The organism is Mucilaginibacter sp. AK015 (assembly GCF_014200785.1).
Lineage (GTDB): Bacteria > Bacteroidota > Bacteroidia > Sphingobacteriales > Sphingobacteriaceae > Mucilaginibacter.
In genome coordinates, this window is record NZ_JACHCV010000001.1 from 1184823 (window position 1) to 1202828 (window position 18006).

Sequence of the window (18006 nt, forward strand, 5' to 3'; positions counted from 1 at the left end):
CCATATCATGAAAGAAGAACAAGAAAACCAGGTACGGCAAGAACAATTCAAATCGGATGAACATTTAGCCAATACCTCGGGCGCTGAAAAAGAGGCCCATGAGGCTGACCAACATGCCGCGTCTGAACACGATCATGATGACGAAGATGAATCTTTAGATCTTACGAAAGCACCGGCAGAGGAAGAAACCTGGCTGAGCCATTGGCCGCTGCTTACCGCGCTGCTTATTTTGATCGTCATGCTGACGCTCGAATATGGGTTTAAGTACCAACCGCCATTTCCCGTCAATCTGATCATTTTTTTGATTGCATTCGGGTTGGCTGGCTACAATGTTTTGGCTATGGCCTGGCGCAAGGCAAAGCATTTTGATTTTTTCAATGAGTTTTTCTTAATGAGCGTAGCGACCATCGGTGCTTTCAGCATTGGTTCCTACAGTGAGGGCGTTGCCGTAATGGTTTTCTATTCCATAGGCGAATGGTTTCAGGATGCTGCCGTGAATAAAGCAAAGAAAAGCATTAAGGCGTTGTTGGATATCAGGCCGGATAAGGTAACTGTTATGCGTGGCGGTAAGCCAACTGAAACAGACCCGAAAACTGTTAAGGTGGATGAGGTCATTCAAGTGAAAGCAGGTGAAAAAGTTGCGCTGGATGGTGAACTTTATTCAGATGCCGCCAGTTTCAACACCGCAGCCTTGACCGGTGAGAGTAAACCGGATACTAAACGTAAGGGCGAAAAGGTACTTGCGGGTATGATCAATTTGGACAAAGTGAGCGAGGTACAGGTCAAGGCGCTGTTTAAAGACAGTAAGCTCAGCCAGATACTGGAAATGGTGCAGGATGCGACCGCCCGTAAATCTCAAACGCAGCTTTTTATCAGCCGCTTTGCTAAAATTTATACACCGATAGTCTTTGCACTGGCCTTGTTGGTATGCTTTGCACCCTACTTTTTTACAGACCCTTATAACTTTCATCAATGGTTTTATCGGGCATTGGTGTTTTTAGTGATCAGCTGCCCTTGTGCGCTGGTGGTTTCCATCCCATTGGGCTATTTTGGAGGCATTGGGCTGGCTTCAAGAAATGGTATTTTATTCAAAGGCTCGAACTTCCTGGACGTAATGACCAAGATCAACACCGTCATTATGGACAAGACCGGCACACTTACTAAAGGCGTGTTTAAAGTACAGGAAGTTGTTACCGAGAATTTTGATAAGAATGAACTGATCAGAACCGCCGCTGCTATCGAAGCCAATTCTACACACCCTATTGCCAAAGCCGTCGTTGAATATGCAGGTCAGCAGGAAGGTCAATTAAAGGCAGAAAACGTCGAAGAAATATCAGGTCATGGTTTGAAGGGAACAGTTAACGGCAAAACGGTACTTGCCGGGAATGCCAAGCTGCTCAAAAAGTTTAATATAAGTTATCCTGCTGACGTAGATAATTTGGTTGACACCGTTGTGGTACTGGCCGTTGATGATAAATATGCGGGTTATATCACGATTGCTGACGAAATTAAGGAAGATGCAAAAGAGGCAATTGAGCGAATGCATGCTTTAAAATTGCAGACCGTCATGTTATCAGGGGACAAACAGGCGGTAGTAGATAAAGTTGCTAAGGCACTTGGCATCGATAAAGCTTTTGGTGATCTGTTACCAGACGGAAAAGTGGAAAAAGTACAAGGGTTCAAAAATGCGGGCAGTCGTATCGCTTTTGTCGGTGATGGAGTGAATGATGCGCCGGTAGTTGCGCTTGCTGATGCCGGCATTGCGATGGGCGGCTTAGGCAGTGATGCGACGATAGAGACAGCGGATATTGTAATTCAGAACGATCAGCCTTCTAAACTTACCTCCGCGATTGAGATCGGCAGGATTACTAAACGGATCGTATGGCAAAACATAACCATTGCCATGGTGGTAAAGGTCATCGTTTTGGTTCTTGGTGCTGGTGGTGTCGCTAATCTGTGGGAAGCAGTGATCGCAGATGTAGGTGTCGCTTTGCTGGCCATTTTAAATGCGGTGCGGATTCAGCGGATGACGTTGCATGAGTGAATGCAGGCGAACAAAGCAAAGTTTCACAGCGCTATTGGCGTTCGCTTAAAGTTCTTTCTTTAAGCCTTTCGGAAATAGGCATGGTTATATTGGTTACCCCAGAGGCAAACGATCTTTTCCGGCTTGTCCGCAAAAAATTCATCATAGGCCAATTTAACACCGGGATTGATATCAAGGCCTTCAGCACCTGCTTCGGCATCATAATAATCCATCAGGATACAAATAGCATTCTTGCTCATGCGTGGATAAATGCTTTCGAAACAATGGAGCATCACCGCTTTGTGTTCCAACTTGTCGCCACCAAAACCGCAATCAATATGAACAAACGCGATCTCCGCAGGTAACTCGTTCGGTAACGTGGTTTTAAAATCACCCTTATGAACAATGGGCTGCTTCAGTTTGGCCTTTTCAAAATTGGCTTTCAGTTGTTCCTCAACACTTCCTTTAACAGTGAAGGTGGCGAAAAAGCTGTCGTACAAATGAAGCTGTTTTGAAGAAGCGTTTAATTCAATCACTTTTTCAAAAATAAGCGCGCATTGACCTGTGAAGCAACCTAACTCTACAACATCACCCGCAACTCCGTTGAAGATCACGGAATCTAATAAGTGATAATAATTGATGCGCTGTTCAGGCGTATTCATATCTACATTGGTATCCAATTGTTTAACCTGGTAACCGGTACGCATGAACCGCAGTCCTTTGTTAACGAAATCTACCAACGCTGACCGTTTCAATTCATTTACGGCATACGGCTGTTTGACCAGGAAGTAATTGTCCATGAGGTTATAAGTTTACAAGGTGTTTAGACAATAGTTTAAACTATCAACCAATATTCAATAATAGTAAAATTGTGGCAAACGCTGAAACTTAAACGGTATTCTGTAAAATTTCCGCATAATCCTGTAACGCAAATTTTCGGTGGCCCCGTAATTTTGTACCATAAATAAAGAATAATGGCAGCGCAATCGATCACCACAATTACTTTTCCCGTTACCGGCATGACCTGTGCAGGCTGCGCATCAAGCGTTGAATCAATGCTCGGCGCACAAAACGGTGTTGAGCAAGCGGCTGTGAACTTTGCAACGCAAACCGTAAAGGTCGAATTTCACCCTGAAATCGTTGCACCAGAAGTGTTAAAACGTTCATTACAGTCGGTAGGTTACGACCTGCTCATAGATACAGCTAACGGTAAAGAACAGCAGGAACAAATCCGGGAAACTCACTACCGTGCATTAAAGAGAAATATCCTATGGGCTGGTGCCCTTACCTTACCCGTAGTGATCATCGGTATGTTCTATATGGACATGCCTTATGCCAATTACATCATGTTATTGCTGACCGCGCCCGTGCTTTTTGTTGCAGGACGTAACTTTTTTATCGGGGCCTGGAAACAGGCAAAGCATGGACGCGCCAATATGGATACGCTGGTAGCTATGAGTACGGGCATTGCTTTCCTTTTCAGCGTCTTCAATACCGTTTACCCGGATTTCTGGCACAGGCAGGCCTTGCACCCGCATGTATATTACGAGGCGGCCTCGGTTGTCATTGTCTTTATCATGCTGGGAAAATTGCTCGAAGAACGGGCAAAATCCAACACGTCTTCCGCTATCAAAAAGCTAATCGGACTCCAGCCAAAGACTGTTTTACTGATCACTCCGGCAGGTGAAAAGGTTATGCCGGTAGAAGAAGTCAGGGTTGGTGACTTGTTGCTGGTACGCCCTGGTGAAAAGATCCCCGTCGATGGTACGGTACAGGAGGGTCATTCCTATGTCGATGAAAGCATGATCAGTGGCGAACCTGTCGCTGTAGCAAAGCAAAGCGGCGACCCGGTTTTCGCGGGCACGATCAATCAAAAAGGCAGTTTTCAGTTCCGTGCTGAAAAAGTCGGCAGTGAAACGCTCCTCGGACAGATCATTAACCTTGTACAGGAGGCGCAGGGCTCTAAAGCGCCGGTTCAAAAACTGGTCGATAAAATTGCAGGTATATTCGTGCCGGTCGTAATGCTGATCGCGCTGATAACATTAGGTGCCTGGCTGCTATTCGGCGGTCAGCAAGCCTTAACGCAAGGGCTTTTGGCAATGGTGACGGTGCTGGTGATCGCCTGTCCTTGTGCGCTTGGCCTGGCTACGCCCACCGCTGTAATGGTCGGTATTGGCAAGGGCGCTGAAAATGGCATCCTGATCAAAGACGCGGAAGCACTTGAAATCGGTTATCAGGTGAATGCAGTCGTGCTGGATAAGACAGGGACGATCACGGAAGGCAAACCAGTAGTAACAGACCTGATCTGGGCGAATCAGGCGGCTGGTAAAGAAAATCCCTTAGCTGCAATACTGTTATCACTCGAACAGCAATCGGAACATCCACTTGCGACAGCAGTTGTAGCCTACTTAAAGGAGCAAAACACGGGAACTGTAGCGTCGAACTATTTTCACAGTCTCACCGGTCAGGGAATTGAAGGCATGTTCGACGGACAGCCGTTCTATGCCGGTAACCTGAAACTCGTAGATTCCTGTAAAACCAACTTGCCTGATGAACTTCGTGTTGCGGCAGAAGCACTATCTGGTTGGGGTAAAACGGTCATCTATTTCGCTTCACATCTTTCTGTACTGGCGATTGTTGCCCTGCAAGACCGGGTGAAAATTACTTCTGCCCAAGCGATTGCCGAATTACAAGGCAGTGGTATCACGGTCTATATGCTCACCGGTGACCACGCGGTTACTGCTGCACATATCGGTAAAGAGGCCGGTATCACTGAAATTATTGCAGGTGCTTTACCGGCCGACAAAGCGGAGTTTGTGAAGACCTTGCAAAGCCAGGGCAAAATAGTCGCGATGGTAGGTGATGGCATCAATGACAGCCAGGCGCTGGCACAGGCTAACCTTTCTATAGCAATGGGCCATGGTTCGGACATCGCCATGGATGTAGCTAAGATCACGCTCGTCTCTTCCGATCTCTTACAGATACCCAAAGCACTTAAACTGTCCCGGCTCACTGTTCGTACAATTCGGCAAAATCTGTTCTGGGCATTTATCTATAACCTCATCGGCATTCCGCTGGCTGCCGGCATATTGTATCCGTTCAACGGCTTCCTGCTTAATCCCATGATCGCGGGTGCAGCTATGGCCCTTAGTTCTGTATCGGTGGTCAGCAACAGCCTTCGGCTTAAATATTCAAAAATTAACATATAGCATAAAAACAATGGAAACTCTAAAATTCAAGACCACCATCAAATGTGGTGGCTGCATAGCAACGGTAACCCCGGTACTTAATAATTTGGACGGCGTACAAAAATGGGAGGTCGATACGGCTAACCCTGATAAGGTACTGACTGTAGATACAAATAAAGGTTTGAATCCTAATGAAGTGATTAGCGCATTGAAGGCCAAAGGCTTTCAGGCAGAAGTCATCAAATAAACCGATATTTGTAAGAGCCGCACTGAAAGGCAGGAATAGCGCTTTGACTATTAAGAAAAAACGGTAGCTTTTAAACAAATGTAACTTTTTTGTGTATCTAATATAATGAGAAAATTCGGTGCCTTCGGCTTGGCTGCGTTTTACCTGTTGCTGACAACGGGTATGTTCGTATGCCTGGTTCACTGCGGTGCCGAATTTTTATTGGAAAAGTCGGGCCACGAATTAACGGCGCTTGCGCTTGATGACCATATGGGCGATGGCCACGATGAAGAATCTCTTGCCGGACATGATAGCGACCATCATGAGGACAAAGAACATGGACACAAAAAATCTTGTGGTGAAGGTAAAGATTGCAGTTGCTGTAACCAGCACGGCAATTATGTGATCAAAGAAAACTCTTCCGCTTCGCTGGAATTTCAACTGAGCGCATTACAGGTCGCCGTGATTTTTTTACCTTATGATTCAGCAGCGCCTGTTCGGGGCATTTATGAGGCTAAAGTATCCTGGTTAAACGCCACGGGGCCGCCGCGGTCGGCTGTACAGCCTTTATTTCTTAAATACCGTTCTCTTCTGATCTGATTCAAGCATTGCCGCATTTCTGCGGCCTGAAGTAGTATTGCCTTCACTTTCTTTAGCTTGAATTAAAACATGACATTATATATTAAAAATATGGTTTGCGACCGCTGCATTATGGTCGTTAAACAACAACTGGAAAATTTAGGTTTCCGCGTCACTGCAATTGCTCTAGGCAGCGCGGATGTACAGCCTGAGCCGGATGCCGTTCAATTAAGTGCTGTTTCCTCCGCTCTGAAGCTGCTTGGCTTCGAACTGATTGACAATGAAAAAGACCGCGTTGTGCAGCGCATCAAAGACCTGATCATTGAAAAGGTCCATCACAGCGACCTTGCCGACAATCGCCTTAGTTTTTCAGATTACCTGTCCGATCAGGTTCATAAGGATTATACCTACCTCAGCCGGATGTTCTCGGAATCCGAGGATACCACCATAGAAAAATTCATTATTCAGCAAAAGATCGAAAAAGTGAAAGAACTGCTGGAGTACGGTGAACTCAACATGAATGAGATCGCCTGGAAAATGGGCTACAGCAGCAGCGCCCATTTGTCCACACAGTTCAAAACCATAACCGGGTTAACGCCGAGCCAGTATAAATCCTCCGATCAGCTGCCCAGAAAATCATTAGATAAGGTATAAAGCATTTGTTATGAAAAACCTGAAGACAGTACTCCTAATAAGTTATCTCTGCGTGACTTTGGTTGCCCATGCCCAACAACATGAAATGCCCGGTATGAACATGAATTCATCGCAGAAAAATCAGCCTGAAAAATCAAAAATTTCGCAAACAAACCCGAAAACGAAAGCGAGTACGGCGCAAAAGCGATCGAGGAAAAGAACGGCGAACAGGAAAGGTGTGGGTAGCATGATTGGAATGAAAATGAACCATTCCGATAGTGGTATAATGCCCGGAAGAAAAATGCCGGAAAAGTCCGCTGCAAATAGCATGCAAAATATGGACATGTCTGAGCCAGCACATGGAATGAGTATGGGAACAGGCAGCATGCCGGGCATGAAGATGACCGCACAGCCGGCGAATCCAGGCGATACCATTAAAAGTACGTCATCCACACTAAATGATCACCTTATTCATGCAGGCAAACGGGTATATTATGATCTTAATATCGGCGATACCATAGTTAACTACACCGGTAAGCGCGTCAAAGCCCTGGCTATTAACGGCCAGATACCAGGCCCTGTTTTAAGATTTACGGAAGGTGACACGGCTTATATCCGTATCCATAACCACCGAAAAACTACAACATCTATCCACTGGCACGGCTTGCTCGTACCCAATAAATACGATGGCGTACCTTACATCAGTACCGTGCCCATAGAACCAGGCACGACGTTTACGAACGTCATACCCATCCGTCAGACCGGTACCTACTGGTATCATACTCACACCGAGTTAGACGAGCAGGCTGGCCTATACGGCCCTATTGTGATACAGCCGCAGGTTCGCAAAGATAATTACCCGGAACAGGTCTTTATGTTGTCCGATTGGACCGATTACCGGCCAAAAGAGGTTTTAAGAATGCTTAAGCGGGGCAGCGACTGGTTCTCTATCCAGCGGGGCAGCGTACTGAGCTATGGCGGAGCTATAGAAAAGGGTTACCTGAGCGACAAATTGAAGCTGGACTGGATGCGTATGCCAGCGATGGACCTTGTGGATGTAAAATATGACCGTTTTCTGGCCAACGGGCAAGGCAATCAGGATTTTACACGGTTCAAGGCTGGGGAAACCGTGAAGATGCGCATCATTAATGGTTCAGCGTCCAGTTACTTCTGGCTTAATTATGCAGGCGGGTCAATGACCGTGATAGCTGCGGATGGCTTAGCTGTAAAGCCAGTTCAGGTCGATAAAATTTTAATTGGAACAGCTGAGACTTATGACGTGCTCATTAAGATACCTGCCTCCGGTAAATATGAATTCCGGGCCACGGCGCAGGATATTACCGGAAAAGTTTCGGCATGGTTTGGTAGCGGCAAAGAATTTAAAACCACGGACATTCCAAAAGTGCCCTATTACCGGTTTACCCATACTTTCAATCAAATGATGGGCATGATGAATATGCCCATGAACTCCGTTCCGAATTCCAAAGTAAAAAACGACGGTCTCGAGTTTTCAAAAAGTGATGGGATGATGAAGATGGGAAATATGAAGATGAATGGACAAGATCCCAGTCGTCAAAATATGCAGAAAATGAACATGCCCGGAATGAAGATGGATCAAATGTCCGGAATGGCCTCCGATAGTTCAAAGAATGGAAAGCAAGATAAGGAAAAAACGCCGGGTATGGCCATGCAGCCGGGAATGGACGATATGAACATGGGTGGGATGGCTATGAAAATGAAAGATGATGGGAAAGGAACGCCTATGGGGCCCGGCCAATCCATGCTGCTGGGTTTAGGCGGGAAAGGAAAAATTCTAAGCTATGATATGCTGGAGGCTAATTCTACTACAGCCATTGAAGGAAAACACACTGTTCGAACCTATCATTTATATCTTACTGGCAGCATGCTACGTTACACCTGGTTTATCAATAATAAACCGCTATCAGAAGCAGACAGGTTACTAATCAGGAAAGGAGAAATTGTCCGCTTTGTGTTTCATAATACGACGATGATGGAACACCCGATGCACCTGCACGGACATTTTTTTCGTGTACTGAATGCTAAAGGCGATTCCGCACCACTTAAACATACGGTGAGTATTGAACCGATGAAGGTACAAACGATAGAGTATCTGGCCGACGAAGCACACGACTGGTTTTTCCATTGCCACACACTTTATCACATGATGTCAGGTATGGCAAGGGTGGTACGTTATGAAGATTCGCCAAGTAACCCTGATGTAGCGAAATATCAGCCGAACAACCCGGTAATTAATGATGACCGGCAGTTTTACACCTGGGCGCAGCTGTCCTTTCATTCTCAGACCAACACCGGAAGCATCTTTGTCTCCAATACCCGTTATGAGTTCAATGCAAACTACCGTGCGAGCTACGATGGAAGATACGAATTTGAACCGCGCGCGGAACGTTACCTGGATAACCCGCAATACCTTGCGGCTTATATCGGTGGAAGCTTTGAAAAAAACACGAAGGGTGGCCGGTTCACACAGTATAGTGAAAATAGTGCAGTTGTAGGCTTAAGATACTTGTTGCCGCTATTTATACAAACGGATGCACGCGTCAGCTCAAAAGGAAAGTTCCGATTTGCTTTGAGCAGGGAAGACATCCCGCTTTCCAGCAGGCTTTATCTTGGTGCGTCTTATAATACTGACAAGGAATTCCAAATGGATACGCGGTATGTGCTCACCAAATATTTTGCGTTATCACTCAGTTACGATAACCAGTACGGCTTTGGAGGGGGCCTTACTGTCATTTACTAATTCAAACGCATTAAATTTTAATAATCAATAATATCTATGAAAACATCAATTGTAATGATTCCACTTTTTGCGCTAGGCGCAACAGGAATGAACGCCGAAATGGCAATGAACGGCCGATTAATGAGCAGCCACTACTATCCAACGACGGATGTATCAATGTTAGCTCAAATGCAAGGCGACCCGCTTATGGAAGCAATGAATAAAATGATGAAGGAGATGCATGCTCAGCAGATGAAGGGTAATATCGACCTTGATTTTGCAACTATGCTCAGAATTCACCACATGGGCGCAATTGACATGGCCAAGGTGGAAGTGCAGCAGGGTAAAGATGCCGTAATGAAAAGTTTGGCACAAAAAATAGTGGACGCGCAAACTAAGGAGGTTACAGAGCTTGATCAATTAATCCCTACCCTACAAAGCGGAAATAAAAATTATGATCCGGCCAATAAAAATTCAGGTGCGGGTAAGGCTATGAGTGACAATATGATGGCGATGATGAAAACTGGGAACATGTCCATGTCTTCCATAGATCATGAATTTGCAGATATGATGACCAAGCACCACAAAGACGGGTTGATAATGGCGAAAAGCATCTTAGCAAATGCAAAAAATGGCAAGCTCCGATCGATGGCTCAAAAATCCATTCCTGAACAAACCAGTGATATCAGTAAAATGGAACATTGGATGCAATCACATAAATAAATAAGGGGATAACTAAAAACTGAAACCATGAAAAACGTAATAAAATTGACCTGGCTACTGGTTATCGCAGGCTTTTTTGCTGCCTGTACGAAAGACAACAATGAAATCAAAATTCAGAATCACGATCAGGATCAGATGATGAGCATTATGCATCAAATGATGTCGAAAATGGATACCATGAAGATGACGAAAGATCCCGACAACGATTTTGCTATGATGATGCGCATGCACCATCAGGGCGCAATTGATATGGCCAATCTCGAACTGAAAAGTGGCAGCGATGCAACAATGAAACAAATGGCCCAATCTATTATGACCAGCCAACAAGCAGAAATAACGCAGCTTACCGCCTTTCTCGCCTCACATCCACCTCATACCAACGATCCTGATTTTGATACCATGCAGATGGATAACATGAAAAAAGCAGGAAAACAGGCGGATTTGCAGATCATAAACGGGGACATCGACCACGACTTTGCTATTCTAATGATCGGCCACCATCAAAGTGCAATTGAAAACGCTCGTCTCGAACTTCTGCATGGGCAGGAACAGCGTATGAAAACGATGGCTACCAATATTATCGATGCACAAATGAAGGAAATAGATCAGTTCCAGGACTGGCTATTGGCCAGGGGCAATAAATAATGTAATTCACTAAGTTTATAACTATAAAACAAATGATTATGTCACATCAAAAATTTCAGGATTGTATCGATGAGTGTGTTGCCTGTGCAGTGGCTTGCAGCCATTGTGCAACTTCATGCCTTCAGGAAGAGGATATTAAGATGATGTCCCGTTGTATCCAATTGGATTTAGAATGCGCGGCAATATGCCGGGCTGCAGCAGAGGTCATGAGTTTGGGAAGCGGGTTCAGTGCACACTTGTGCAGGGTCTGTGCAGATGTTTGTAAAGCGTGCGGAGATGAATGCGCCAAGCACGATATGGAGCATTGTCAGGCTTGTGCGGAAGCTTGCCGCAAATGCGCCGAAGCTTGTGAGGAGATGGCAACTGCCGCTTAATCAACAAATTCAGCCATTGCCCCGTTTCGGGGCAATGGCTATTTAATTCTTTAATCAAAATTTACCAAAAAATGGAAAAAGGAAATTATAAAAAATTCGTCTTGATGCTGTTGGCATCCTACATCGTCATGTACGCCATCATGTACCTGGACGATGACCAAATTGACCATATTTATCTTAATATGACGCGGTTTTATATGACGCTCATCATGATCAGCGCGATGGCTCTCATCATGCTTGCCATGATGCGGATGATGTACCAGAATAAAAAGCTCAATGCGATCATTGTTATTTCCAGCGTCGCTGTTTTTGGGTTAGCACTGACAGGCGTTCGTACACAGGCCGGTATTGGTGACGTACAATACATGAAAGGGATGATCCCGCACCATTCCATTGCCATTATGACCAGTAAACATGCCAACATCAAAGATCCGGAAGTGAAAAAACTATCCCGTGACATTATTGATGCACAGGAAAAGGAGATTGCTGAAATGAAGCAGATTCTAAGTAGAATGGAAAAATAAATATCCGCAAAGGAAATTATCAATAGGAATATGAGTCGAGTGAAGAAAACATTGGTCTGGCTTTTTAAAGTGCTTTTCGTAAAAAAATGCTGTAGATAACATCTTCTCGCTTTTATAGTATATTAGTTTTTTTTAATACATGAGCGATCACTTATTATCTATAATTCATCAGTATAAAAATGATCAGGAATCAGTTTACAATACCTGGTTTATCAATAATGAAGAACGCTTAAAAGCCTTCCGCTCGATCCGGCGGGGTGTATTGCAAGTGATCGAAGACATCAAAAGCAAGCGTTTCGGGAACGATTTTAAAGGCAGTTCCCTGGAATTTGTGCTGTCCTGCATTACGGAACAAAAGCAGGTTTTCGAGGGCGCTTCGCATCCCTTTTACTGGAAGCCCAAATTGAGAATTCCTGATATCTACGAAAATCAGTCGAATAAGATCGCTTTCGGGCAATTCCTGGAAAATTGCATCCATGCAAAAAATGAAGAGCAGGTGGTTAAAGAGATTGAAAAATTGGATGCGCTTAAGATCAAAGGCCTGGGGCCTGCGGTAGCGAGTATCCTGTATTTCCTGCACCCCACCTGGATACCGCCGTTCAATACCGCGATCATCAATGGGTTCAATTACCTTTTTAAGGACAAAAAAAAATTAGGCAGTTGGGGCGAATACCTGAAGATCAGGGAGGTCATTATGGACATGAACCGCCAACATTGCAATGAATTATCGCTTGACACCGGTGCGTTCTCTGGATTGCTATTTGAGATCGGCACCCAAAAACTGCTTTTAGGAAAAGATGAATACCTTTCAGAGACCGAGCGTAACCGGTTGGAAAAACTCATTGAAAAACGTCATAAAGAAAAGCGTGCGGAAACTGCCGATGAACATCTTCACAATGAAATGCAGTTCCATCTGCTAAAGATCGGGCATGCACTCGGCTACGATGTGATCGCCGCCTCTAACGACCGCTCTAAAGAGTGGAACGGAAATAAGTTCACCTTTATTTCGCTGGCCAACTTCCCCCCGTTAGTTTTGGACAAAGAGGTACTGAACACCGTTAAGTTGATCGACGTTCTTTGGTTCCAAAAAGGCACCCCTAAAGTCATCGCCGCGTTTGAAGTGGAGAAAAGCACAAGTATCTATTCCGGGATACTGCGGCTGACCGATCTGAGTTGCAGCCTGAATAGCAAGGAGGAAGTATTATATCTCGTGGTGCCTGACCAACGCGAAAAAGATGTTGTTATGCAGCTTACCAGGCCATCGATCCGGCAAGGGAATATGGAAATGAAATACATTTGCTTTTCTGACCTTCGGCAGCATTGTGACGCGCTGTGCAAATTTGGCGACGATCATTCCATTATGCAGAAGATTGCAAAGGAAGCAGTGTAATGTTCGTAGCCTATAAAATATTGACGGAATTATATAAATGTTATTGCTAATGGTTTTTTAGTTTTGTATAGGATGAAAAGTAAAGCGCTTTTGTTACTCTTTATATTTATGCTGAATACCGTTGCCGGGTTTAGCTGCGCTTTACATATGTCCCACGATAACCATCACGAAGCTGTCGAAAGTCATGAACACCATCATGCTGCCGTTAAACACACGCATCGTCAACTGCTTCCCGGACAAACTACGATAGGCACTGATGAACCTTGCTGCCAAAGCGCGGTAAATAACTTTATTTCATTGGCCAAGCTTGTCCCGTCGACCGACCACCTGGTCTTAAAAGCGCCACTGTTATATACCAGCGACAACCTCATATTTTCGTTGGTGCCTGATCCTGGCGTTATTATTATACCCCGTATCGTTATTGACGAGCGACAGCGTCCCCCGACAAGAAATATTTATATCATTCATCGCAGCCTGTTGATCTGATTACGATTAAGTTTAAACCGTTACATGGCGTAGCCATGCCCGAATTTTATACTTTATTTTAATTCTCAGATCATGAAAAAGACATTTTTACTGGTTGCCTTCATTGCAACTGCGTTTACACAACAACTTTTTGCCCAGGATGCGAAAACATCATCCCTTTCTTCTTTATTGTCCTCTTATTACGGCGTCAAAGACGCGCTTGTCACCTCAAACAGCCCGGACGCAGCCACTCATGCTACCGAGTTCCTGAAAGCGATCAATGGGGTCGATATGAAGACGCTGGACAAGCCGGAGATGGACACTTTTATGCTTTTACAGGAAAAGCTTGCCTTTGATGCGCGGCATATTTCGGAGAGCAAGGATATCGCCCATCAGCGGGAACACTTTGCCAATTTCTCGTTGAACTTCTTCAAACTGGCAAAAGCAGTAAAATTATCGGATAAGCCGGTTTATTATGCTTATTGCCCGATGAAGAAAAGCTATTGGCTTTCTGCTGAAGCTGCGATCAAGAACCCATACTACGGAAACCAAATGCTCACCTGTGGCAAGGTTACCGAAACCCTTAATAAATAAGTTTATCCATAAAGCTTAACCGGCAAATGTTGATCATTTGCCGGTCATTGCTCATTACAAAATTTAGACATCATGAAAAATTTAATCATAGTTAGCTTAGCCATCACCGCAGTTTCATTCACAGCTTGCAATAACAATAAATCCACATCAACCTCCACGGCTACTGATTCAACCAAAACGGCAAATACGCCAGGACAATCCGCTACTTCTTCAAAGCCTGCTACAGCGGTAAATGGCCTCGTTGGCAGTTATTTGGAATTGAAAAATGCGCTGGCGCAAGACAACAGTAAGGACGCTGCAACGGCTGGTAAAGCCCTCGCTGATGGTTTTGGAAAGTTTGATAAGTCCGCACTTTCAGCCACCCAGAAAAAATCTTTCGAGGACATTGCCGACGACGCGCATGAAATGGCCGAGCACATTGGCGAAAGCGCGGGAAAACTGCCGCATCAGCGTGAACACTTTGATATGCTGAGCAAAGATATGTATGATCTGGTCAAGCTTTTCGGTGCGGGACGGTCATTATTCGTCGATCATTGCCCCATGTATAATGATAAAAAAGGGGCGATCTGGCTAAGTGAAAGTAAAGAGATCAAAAACCCCTATATGGGTTCAGGCATGTCAACCTGCGGAAATGTGAAGGAAGAATTAAAATAAATGACCATGAACAGGACGGTTAAGATCATCGGATCAGGGGCGCTGCTGCTTGCTGCTATGCAATTTTTCCCGCGCGACCATAACCAAGGAAAAGCTCCTGCCGGTAAAACGATGGCAGAGGTTATCCAGGTTCCATCAAACGCTCAGGTCATATTGAAACGGTCATGTTATGATTGTCATAGCGATCATACCAACTATCCCTGGTACGCGCAACTGCAGCCAGTCCGATATATACTGGATGGTCATATCAGGCGCGGCAAAGATGAACTGAATTTTGACGAATTCGGTGATTACGCTGCCAGGCGGCAGCGAAGCCGCATAAGGGCAATCGGCGAAAGCCTGGAGGAAGGCGCTATGCCCTTGGGTTCCTATACAATGATACACCGTGATGCAATACTTACAAAAGAAGATAAGGCAACGTTGCTGAATTGGGCTAAAGAGACCAGCAGCACACTGCCGTAAAAGTTAAAAGATGAAAAATATAACACTTATGGTGCTGATACTTTTATTCGGGCAGATAGCGAAGGCTCAAACCGATATGCAGGGTATGCCGGGAATGCAGAAACAGCAGCAGGTCACTTATACCTGCCCTATGCATCCGGAAATCCATGACGCAAAACCTGGTAATTGCCCCAAATGCGGCATGAAGCTGGTTAAAGAAAAACCAAAGGCAGTTGCCCCAAAGACAGCCGCTAAAAACATGACACTAAAGGGAAAAAACCTGAAGGCGGATAACAAGCCGATGGAAAAAGCGCCTGCGGCAAGTGCTGTCAGTTATACATGCCCGATGCATCCTGATATTCATTCGGCCCAACCAGGCAACTGCCCCAAGTGCGGGATGAAACTGGTCAAAGAGCAACCAAAAGCTATGAATATGTCTGGACTGAACATGCCCGCAACGGACAGTGCGAAAACAGGTGGAAAAATGGAGGGTATGAAGATGGATGGTATGAAAATGAGCAGCGGACCGGCCGATATTCAAGCTGCAAAAGACCATTTAGGGTCTATCAAAACCATTAGCGCTAAATATCCGCCCCGTACGGTTCGGTATGACCTTTTTATAGCCGACACTACCGTTACCTATGGTGGAAAACCAAAGCGTGCCATTGCCGTAAACGGCAGTATTCCCATGCCGACATTGACATTTACGGAAGGCGATACTGCGGAAATCTATGTTCACAACAAACTGAAAGAAGAAACCTCGCTGCACTGGCACGGACTGTTTCTACCCAACCGTTACGACGGAGTGCCTAACATGACCCAGATGCCGATCAAGCCGGGTGAAACGCATTTATATAAGTTTCCCATCAAACAACATGGCACCCATTGGTATCACAGTCATACCGGTTTACAGGAACAGATCGGCATGTACGGTGCATTTATCATGAATAAACGCCAGGAATGGGACATTCCGACCATTCCGCTGGTATTAAGTGACTGGACGAATATGAATCCCAAGGAGGTTCAGCGGAGCCTTCATGCCGCTACGGATTGGTTCGCCATCAAAAAGGGAACAACGCAAAGCTACCTCGAAGCGATAAGATCAGGCAACTTCAAAACGAAGGTTGCCAATGAATGGAAGCGTATGACCGCCATGGATGTGAGCGATGTATACTATGATAATTTTCTCATCAATGGAAAAAATCAAAATGAACAACCACAATTCAAAGCCGGTGATAAAGTGAGATTGCGCATCGCCAACGGTGGTGCTTCCTCTTATTTTTGGTTGAAGTATGCAGGTGGTAAAATGACCGTGGTTGCAACGGATGGCAATGACGTAGCGCCTGTTGAAGTCGACCGGCTGATCGTTGCAGTTTCCGAAACCTACGATGTGGTGGTGACCATACCGGAAAATAAAAGCTATGAATTCCTGGTCACCCCCGAAGACCGTACGAAGTCCGCGTCACTTTGGCTGGGCAAAGGCGATAAAGTTTATGCCGGTAAAATGCCAAAGCTGAAATACTTTGCCGGTATGAAAATGATGAATGATATGATGGACATGAATGGTAATATGGTACAGATGGATGGCATGACCATGCAAAACCAGATCATGGATATGAACACCGTCATGTACCCGGAGATTACCGGCGAGGAAAAACCAGCCGCTAAAAAAACAAAAGCTACCATGGCTGGAATGCAAATGGCAAATGACCAAAGCATGTCAGGCATGAATATGGCCGCTGAAAACCCGGACATCGTAACATTGAATTATAACATGCTTCGCGACCCTGGAAAGACCAGCTTGCCTGCGGGGCCGTGGCGGGAGCTAAAGTTTGACCTGACAGGAAATATGAACCGTTATGTCTGGACACTGGATAATAAGACGGTATCCGAGTCTGATAAGATCCTGATCAAAAAAGGCGAGAACCTGCGGATCATCCTCTACAATAATAGCATGATGCGGCACCCGATGCACCTGCACGGACATGACTTCAGGGTGCTCAACGGGCAGGGCGAGAATGCTCCTATGAAGAATGTCCTTGACATTATGCCGATGGAGAGGGACACGATAGAATTTGCGGCCAATGAGCCTGGTGGTGACTGGTTCTTCCACTGCCATATCCTTTACCACATGATGAGCGGCATGGGACGCGTATTCAGCTATGAGAACTCCCCGCCGAATCCTGATGTGCCTGATCCGAAGCTGGCGCAGCGCAAGCTCTTTTGGGACGACCAGATGCCACACCTAATGGGAAAAGTCGGATTGGAAAGCAACGGAACAGACGGACAGGTAATGCTGGGCAGTACACGCTGGAAAGCGATGACCATGTGGCATCTTGGCACGGATGCCATGATGGGTTACGAAAGTGAAACGACGGTGGGCCGTTATATCGGACGGAACCAATGGCTTTTTCCATATGTTGGTTTTGATTATCACTACAAGAAGTTTAACCCAGATGAAAAAAATATTTTTGGCAGCGATTATAAGAACCTGTTCGGTCAGGTGAGCAACAAGGAAAACCGCCACACGGTAGTCGCGGGTGTTGCCTATACCTTGCCCATGTTATTTGTGGCGGACATGCGGATTGACGGGAACGGCAAACTGCGTTTCCAGTTAGGACGTGAAGACATTCCGGTTGCGCAACGGCTGCGTATGTCATTAATGATCAACACGGATAAAGAGTATTCAGCAGGATTTCGGTATATTCTAACTAAATACTTTTCATTATCCACGCACTATGACAGTGATATGGGTCTCGGCGGGGGTTTGACGTTAACTTATTAAAACA

General features: G+C 45.4%; 17 protein-coding genes. 16 read left to right on the plus strand and 1 reads right to left on the minus strand.

The window, feature by feature from the left end; translation table 11 throughout:
• Positions 1–7: 7 nt before the first annotated feature.
• On the plus strand, positions 8–2044 hold the full coding sequence (locus HDC91_RS05155; RefSeq protein WP_183549007.1) for a heavy metal translocating P-type ATPase: 2037 nt from the start codon (positions 8–10) through the stop codon (positions 2042–2044).
• Between the two features lie 59 nt (positions 2045–2103).
• On the opposite strand, the gene HDC91_RS05160 is transcribed toward HDC91_RS05155, so the two are convergent.
• Positions 2104–2823 (minus strand): class I SAM-dependent methyltransferase, encoded by a 720-nt coding sequence (locus tag HDC91_RS05160; protein ID WP_157526432.1) that lies wholly within the window; start codon positions 2821–2823, stop codon positions 2104–2106.
• Between the two features lie 174 nt (positions 2824–2997).
• Between HDC91_RS05160 and HDC91_RS05165 the strand changes: the two genes are divergently transcribed.
• The 15 genes from HDC91_RS05165 (at position 2998) to HDC91_RS05235 (ending at position 18002) form a co-directional block, all read left to right on the plus strand.
• Positions 2998–5232, plus strand: coding sequence for a cation-translocating P-type ATPase (locus HDC91_RS05165; RefSeq protein WP_157526430.1), 2235 nt, complete (start codon positions 2998–3000; stop codon positions 5230–5232).
• Positions 5233–5242: 10 nt separating this feature from the next.
• On the plus strand, positions 5243–5458 hold the full coding sequence (locus HDC91_RS05170; RefSeq protein WP_157526428.1) for a heavy-metal-associated domain-containing protein: 216 nt from the start codon (positions 5243–5245) through the stop codon (positions 5456–5458).
• Between the two features lie 105 nt (positions 5459–5563).
• Positions 5564–6037 carry a hypothetical protein gene (locus HDC91_RS05175; protein WP_157526426.1) on the plus strand — a complete coding sequence of 158 codons (474 nt, stop codon included), beginning with the start codon at positions 5564–5566 and terminating at the stop codon, positions 6035–6037.
• A 69-nt stretch (positions 6038–6106) separates the two neighbouring features.
• The gene (locus tag HDC91_RS05180; protein ID WP_157526424.1) at positions 6107–6670 is read left to right on the plus strand and encodes an AraC family transcriptional regulator; all 564 of its coding nucleotides are present in this window, start codon (positions 6107–6109) and stop codon (positions 6668–6670) included.
• Positions 6671–6680: 10 nt separating this feature from the next.
• The gene (locus tag HDC91_RS05185) at positions 6681–9428 is read left to right on the plus strand and encodes a multicopper oxidase domain-containing protein (protein WP_157526422.1); all 2748 of its coding nucleotides are present in this window, start codon (positions 6681–6683) and stop codon (positions 9426–9428) included.
• Positions 9429–9464: 36 nt separating this feature from the next.
• Complete coding sequence (locus HDC91_RS05190) at positions 9465–10130, plus strand: DUF305 domain-containing protein (RefSeq protein ID WP_157526420.1); 666 nt, start codon at positions 9465–9467, stop codon at positions 10128–10130.
• Positions 10131–10157: 27 nt separating this feature from the next.
• Positions 10158–10775 carry a DUF305 domain-containing protein gene (locus HDC91_RS05195; RefSeq protein ID WP_157526418.1) on the plus strand — a complete coding sequence of 206 codons (618 nt, stop codon included), beginning with the start codon at positions 10158–10160 and terminating at the stop codon, positions 10773–10775.
• A gap of 206 nt (positions 10776–10981) precedes the next feature.
• A complete protein-coding gene (locus tag HDC91_RS19960; RefSeq protein WP_243749164.1) occupies positions 10982–11149 on the plus strand; it encodes a four-helix bundle copper-binding protein in 168 nt (55 codons plus the stop codon).
• 71 nt (positions 11150–11220) lie between these two features.
• Complete coding sequence (locus HDC91_RS05205) at positions 11221–11673, plus strand: DUF305 domain-containing protein (RefSeq protein WP_157526414.1); 453 nt, start codon at positions 11221–11223, stop codon at positions 11671–11673.
• A 139-nt stretch (positions 11674–11812) separates the two neighbouring features.
• Positions 11813–13063 (plus strand): hypothetical protein, encoded by a 1251-nt coding sequence (locus tag HDC91_RS05210; RefSeq protein ID WP_157526412.1) that lies wholly within the window; start codon positions 11813–11815, stop codon positions 13061–13063.
• 108 nt (positions 13064–13171) lie between these two features.
• Positions 13172–13549: a hypothetical protein gene (locus tag HDC91_RS05215; RefSeq protein ID WP_183549009.1), complete on the plus strand. Its 378-nt coding sequence runs from the start codon at positions 13172–13174 to the stop codon at positions 13547–13549.
• Between the two features lie 72 nt (positions 13550–13621).
• The gene (locus HDC91_RS05220; RefSeq protein WP_157526409.1) at positions 13622–14122 is read left to right on the plus strand and encodes a DUF3347 domain-containing protein; all 501 of its coding nucleotides are present in this window, start codon (positions 13622–13624) and stop codon (positions 14120–14122) included.
• Positions 14123–14194: 72 nt separating this feature from the next.
• The gene (locus HDC91_RS05225) at positions 14195–14776 is read left to right on the plus strand and encodes a DUF3347 domain-containing protein (RefSeq protein ID WP_157526407.1); all 582 of its coding nucleotides are present in this window, start codon (positions 14195–14197) and stop codon (positions 14774–14776) included.
• 6 nt (positions 14777–14782) lie between these two features.
• Positions 14783–15238, plus strand: coding sequence for a heme-binding domain-containing protein (locus tag HDC91_RS05230; protein ID WP_166584878.1), 456 nt, complete (start codon positions 14783–14785; stop codon positions 15236–15238).
• 10 nt (positions 15239–15248) lie between these two features.
• Positions 15249–18002, plus strand: coding sequence for a multicopper oxidase domain-containing protein (locus HDC91_RS05235; protein WP_166584879.1), 2754 nt, complete (start codon positions 15249–15251; stop codon positions 18000–18002).
• Positions 18003–18006 lie beyond the last annotated feature (4 nt).

Coding starts and splice junctions, on each gene's coding strand:
- HDC91_RS05230 (WP_166584878.1), top strand. CDS start 14,783: ATGAACAGGACGGTTAAGATCATCGGATCAGGGGCGCTGCTGCTTGCT.
- HDC91_RS05205 (WP_157526414.1), top strand. CDS start 11,221: ATGGAAAAAGGAAATTATAAAAAATTCGTCTTGATGCTGTTGGCATCC.
- HDC91_RS05170 (WP_157526428.1), top strand. CDS start 5,243: ATGGAAACTCTAAAATTCAAGACCACCATCAAATGTGGTGGCTGCATA.
- HDC91_RS05160 (WP_157526432.1), bottom strand. CDS start 2,823: ATGGACAATTACTTCCTGGTCAAACAGCCGTATGCCGTAAATGAATTG.
- HDC91_RS05175 (WP_157526426.1), top strand. CDS start 5,564: ATGAGAAAATTCGGTGCCTTCGGCTTGGCTGCGTTTTACCTGTTGCTG.
- HDC91_RS19960 (WP_243749164.1), top strand. CDS start 10,982: ATGAGTTTGGGAAGCGGGTTCAGTGCACACTTGTGCAGGGTCTGTGCA.
- HDC91_RS05165 (WP_157526430.1), top strand. CDS start 2,998: ATGGCAGCGCAATCGATCACCACAATTACTTTTCCCGTTACCGGCATG.
- HDC91_RS05180 (WP_157526424.1), top strand. CDS start 6,107: ATGACATTATATATTAAAAATATGGTTTGCGACCGCTGCATTATGGTC.
- HDC91_RS05195 (WP_157526418.1), top strand. CDS start 10,158: ATGAAAAACGTAATAAAATTGACCTGGCTACTGGTTATCGCAGGCTTT.
- HDC91_RS05220 (WP_157526409.1), top strand. CDS start 13,622: ATGAAAAAGACATTTTTACTGGTTGCCTTCATTGCAACTGCGTTTACA.
- HDC91_RS05155 (WP_183549007.1), top strand. CDS start 8: ATGAAAGAAGAACAAGAAAACCAGGTACGGCAAGAACAATTCAAATCG.
- HDC91_RS05210 (WP_157526412.1), top strand. CDS start 11,813: ATGAGCGATCACTTATTATCTATAATTCATCAGTATAAAAATGATCAG.
- HDC91_RS05185 (WP_157526422.1), top strand. CDS start 6,681: ATGAAAAACCTGAAGACAGTACTCCTAATAAGTTATCTCTGCGTGACT.
- HDC91_RS05235 (WP_166584879.1), top strand. CDS start 15,249: ATGAAAAATATAACACTTATGGTGCTGATACTTTTATTCGGGCAGATA.
- HDC91_RS05215 (WP_183549009.1), top strand. CDS start 13,172: ATGCTGAATACCGTTGCCGGGTTTAGCTGCGCTTTACATATGTCCCAC.
- HDC91_RS05225 (WP_157526407.1), top strand. CDS start 14,195: ATGAAAAATTTAATCATAGTTAGCTTAGCCATCACCGCAGTTTCATTC.
- HDC91_RS05190 (WP_157526420.1), top strand. CDS start 9,465: ATGAAAACATCAATTGTAATGATTCCACTTTTTGCGCTAGGCGCAACA.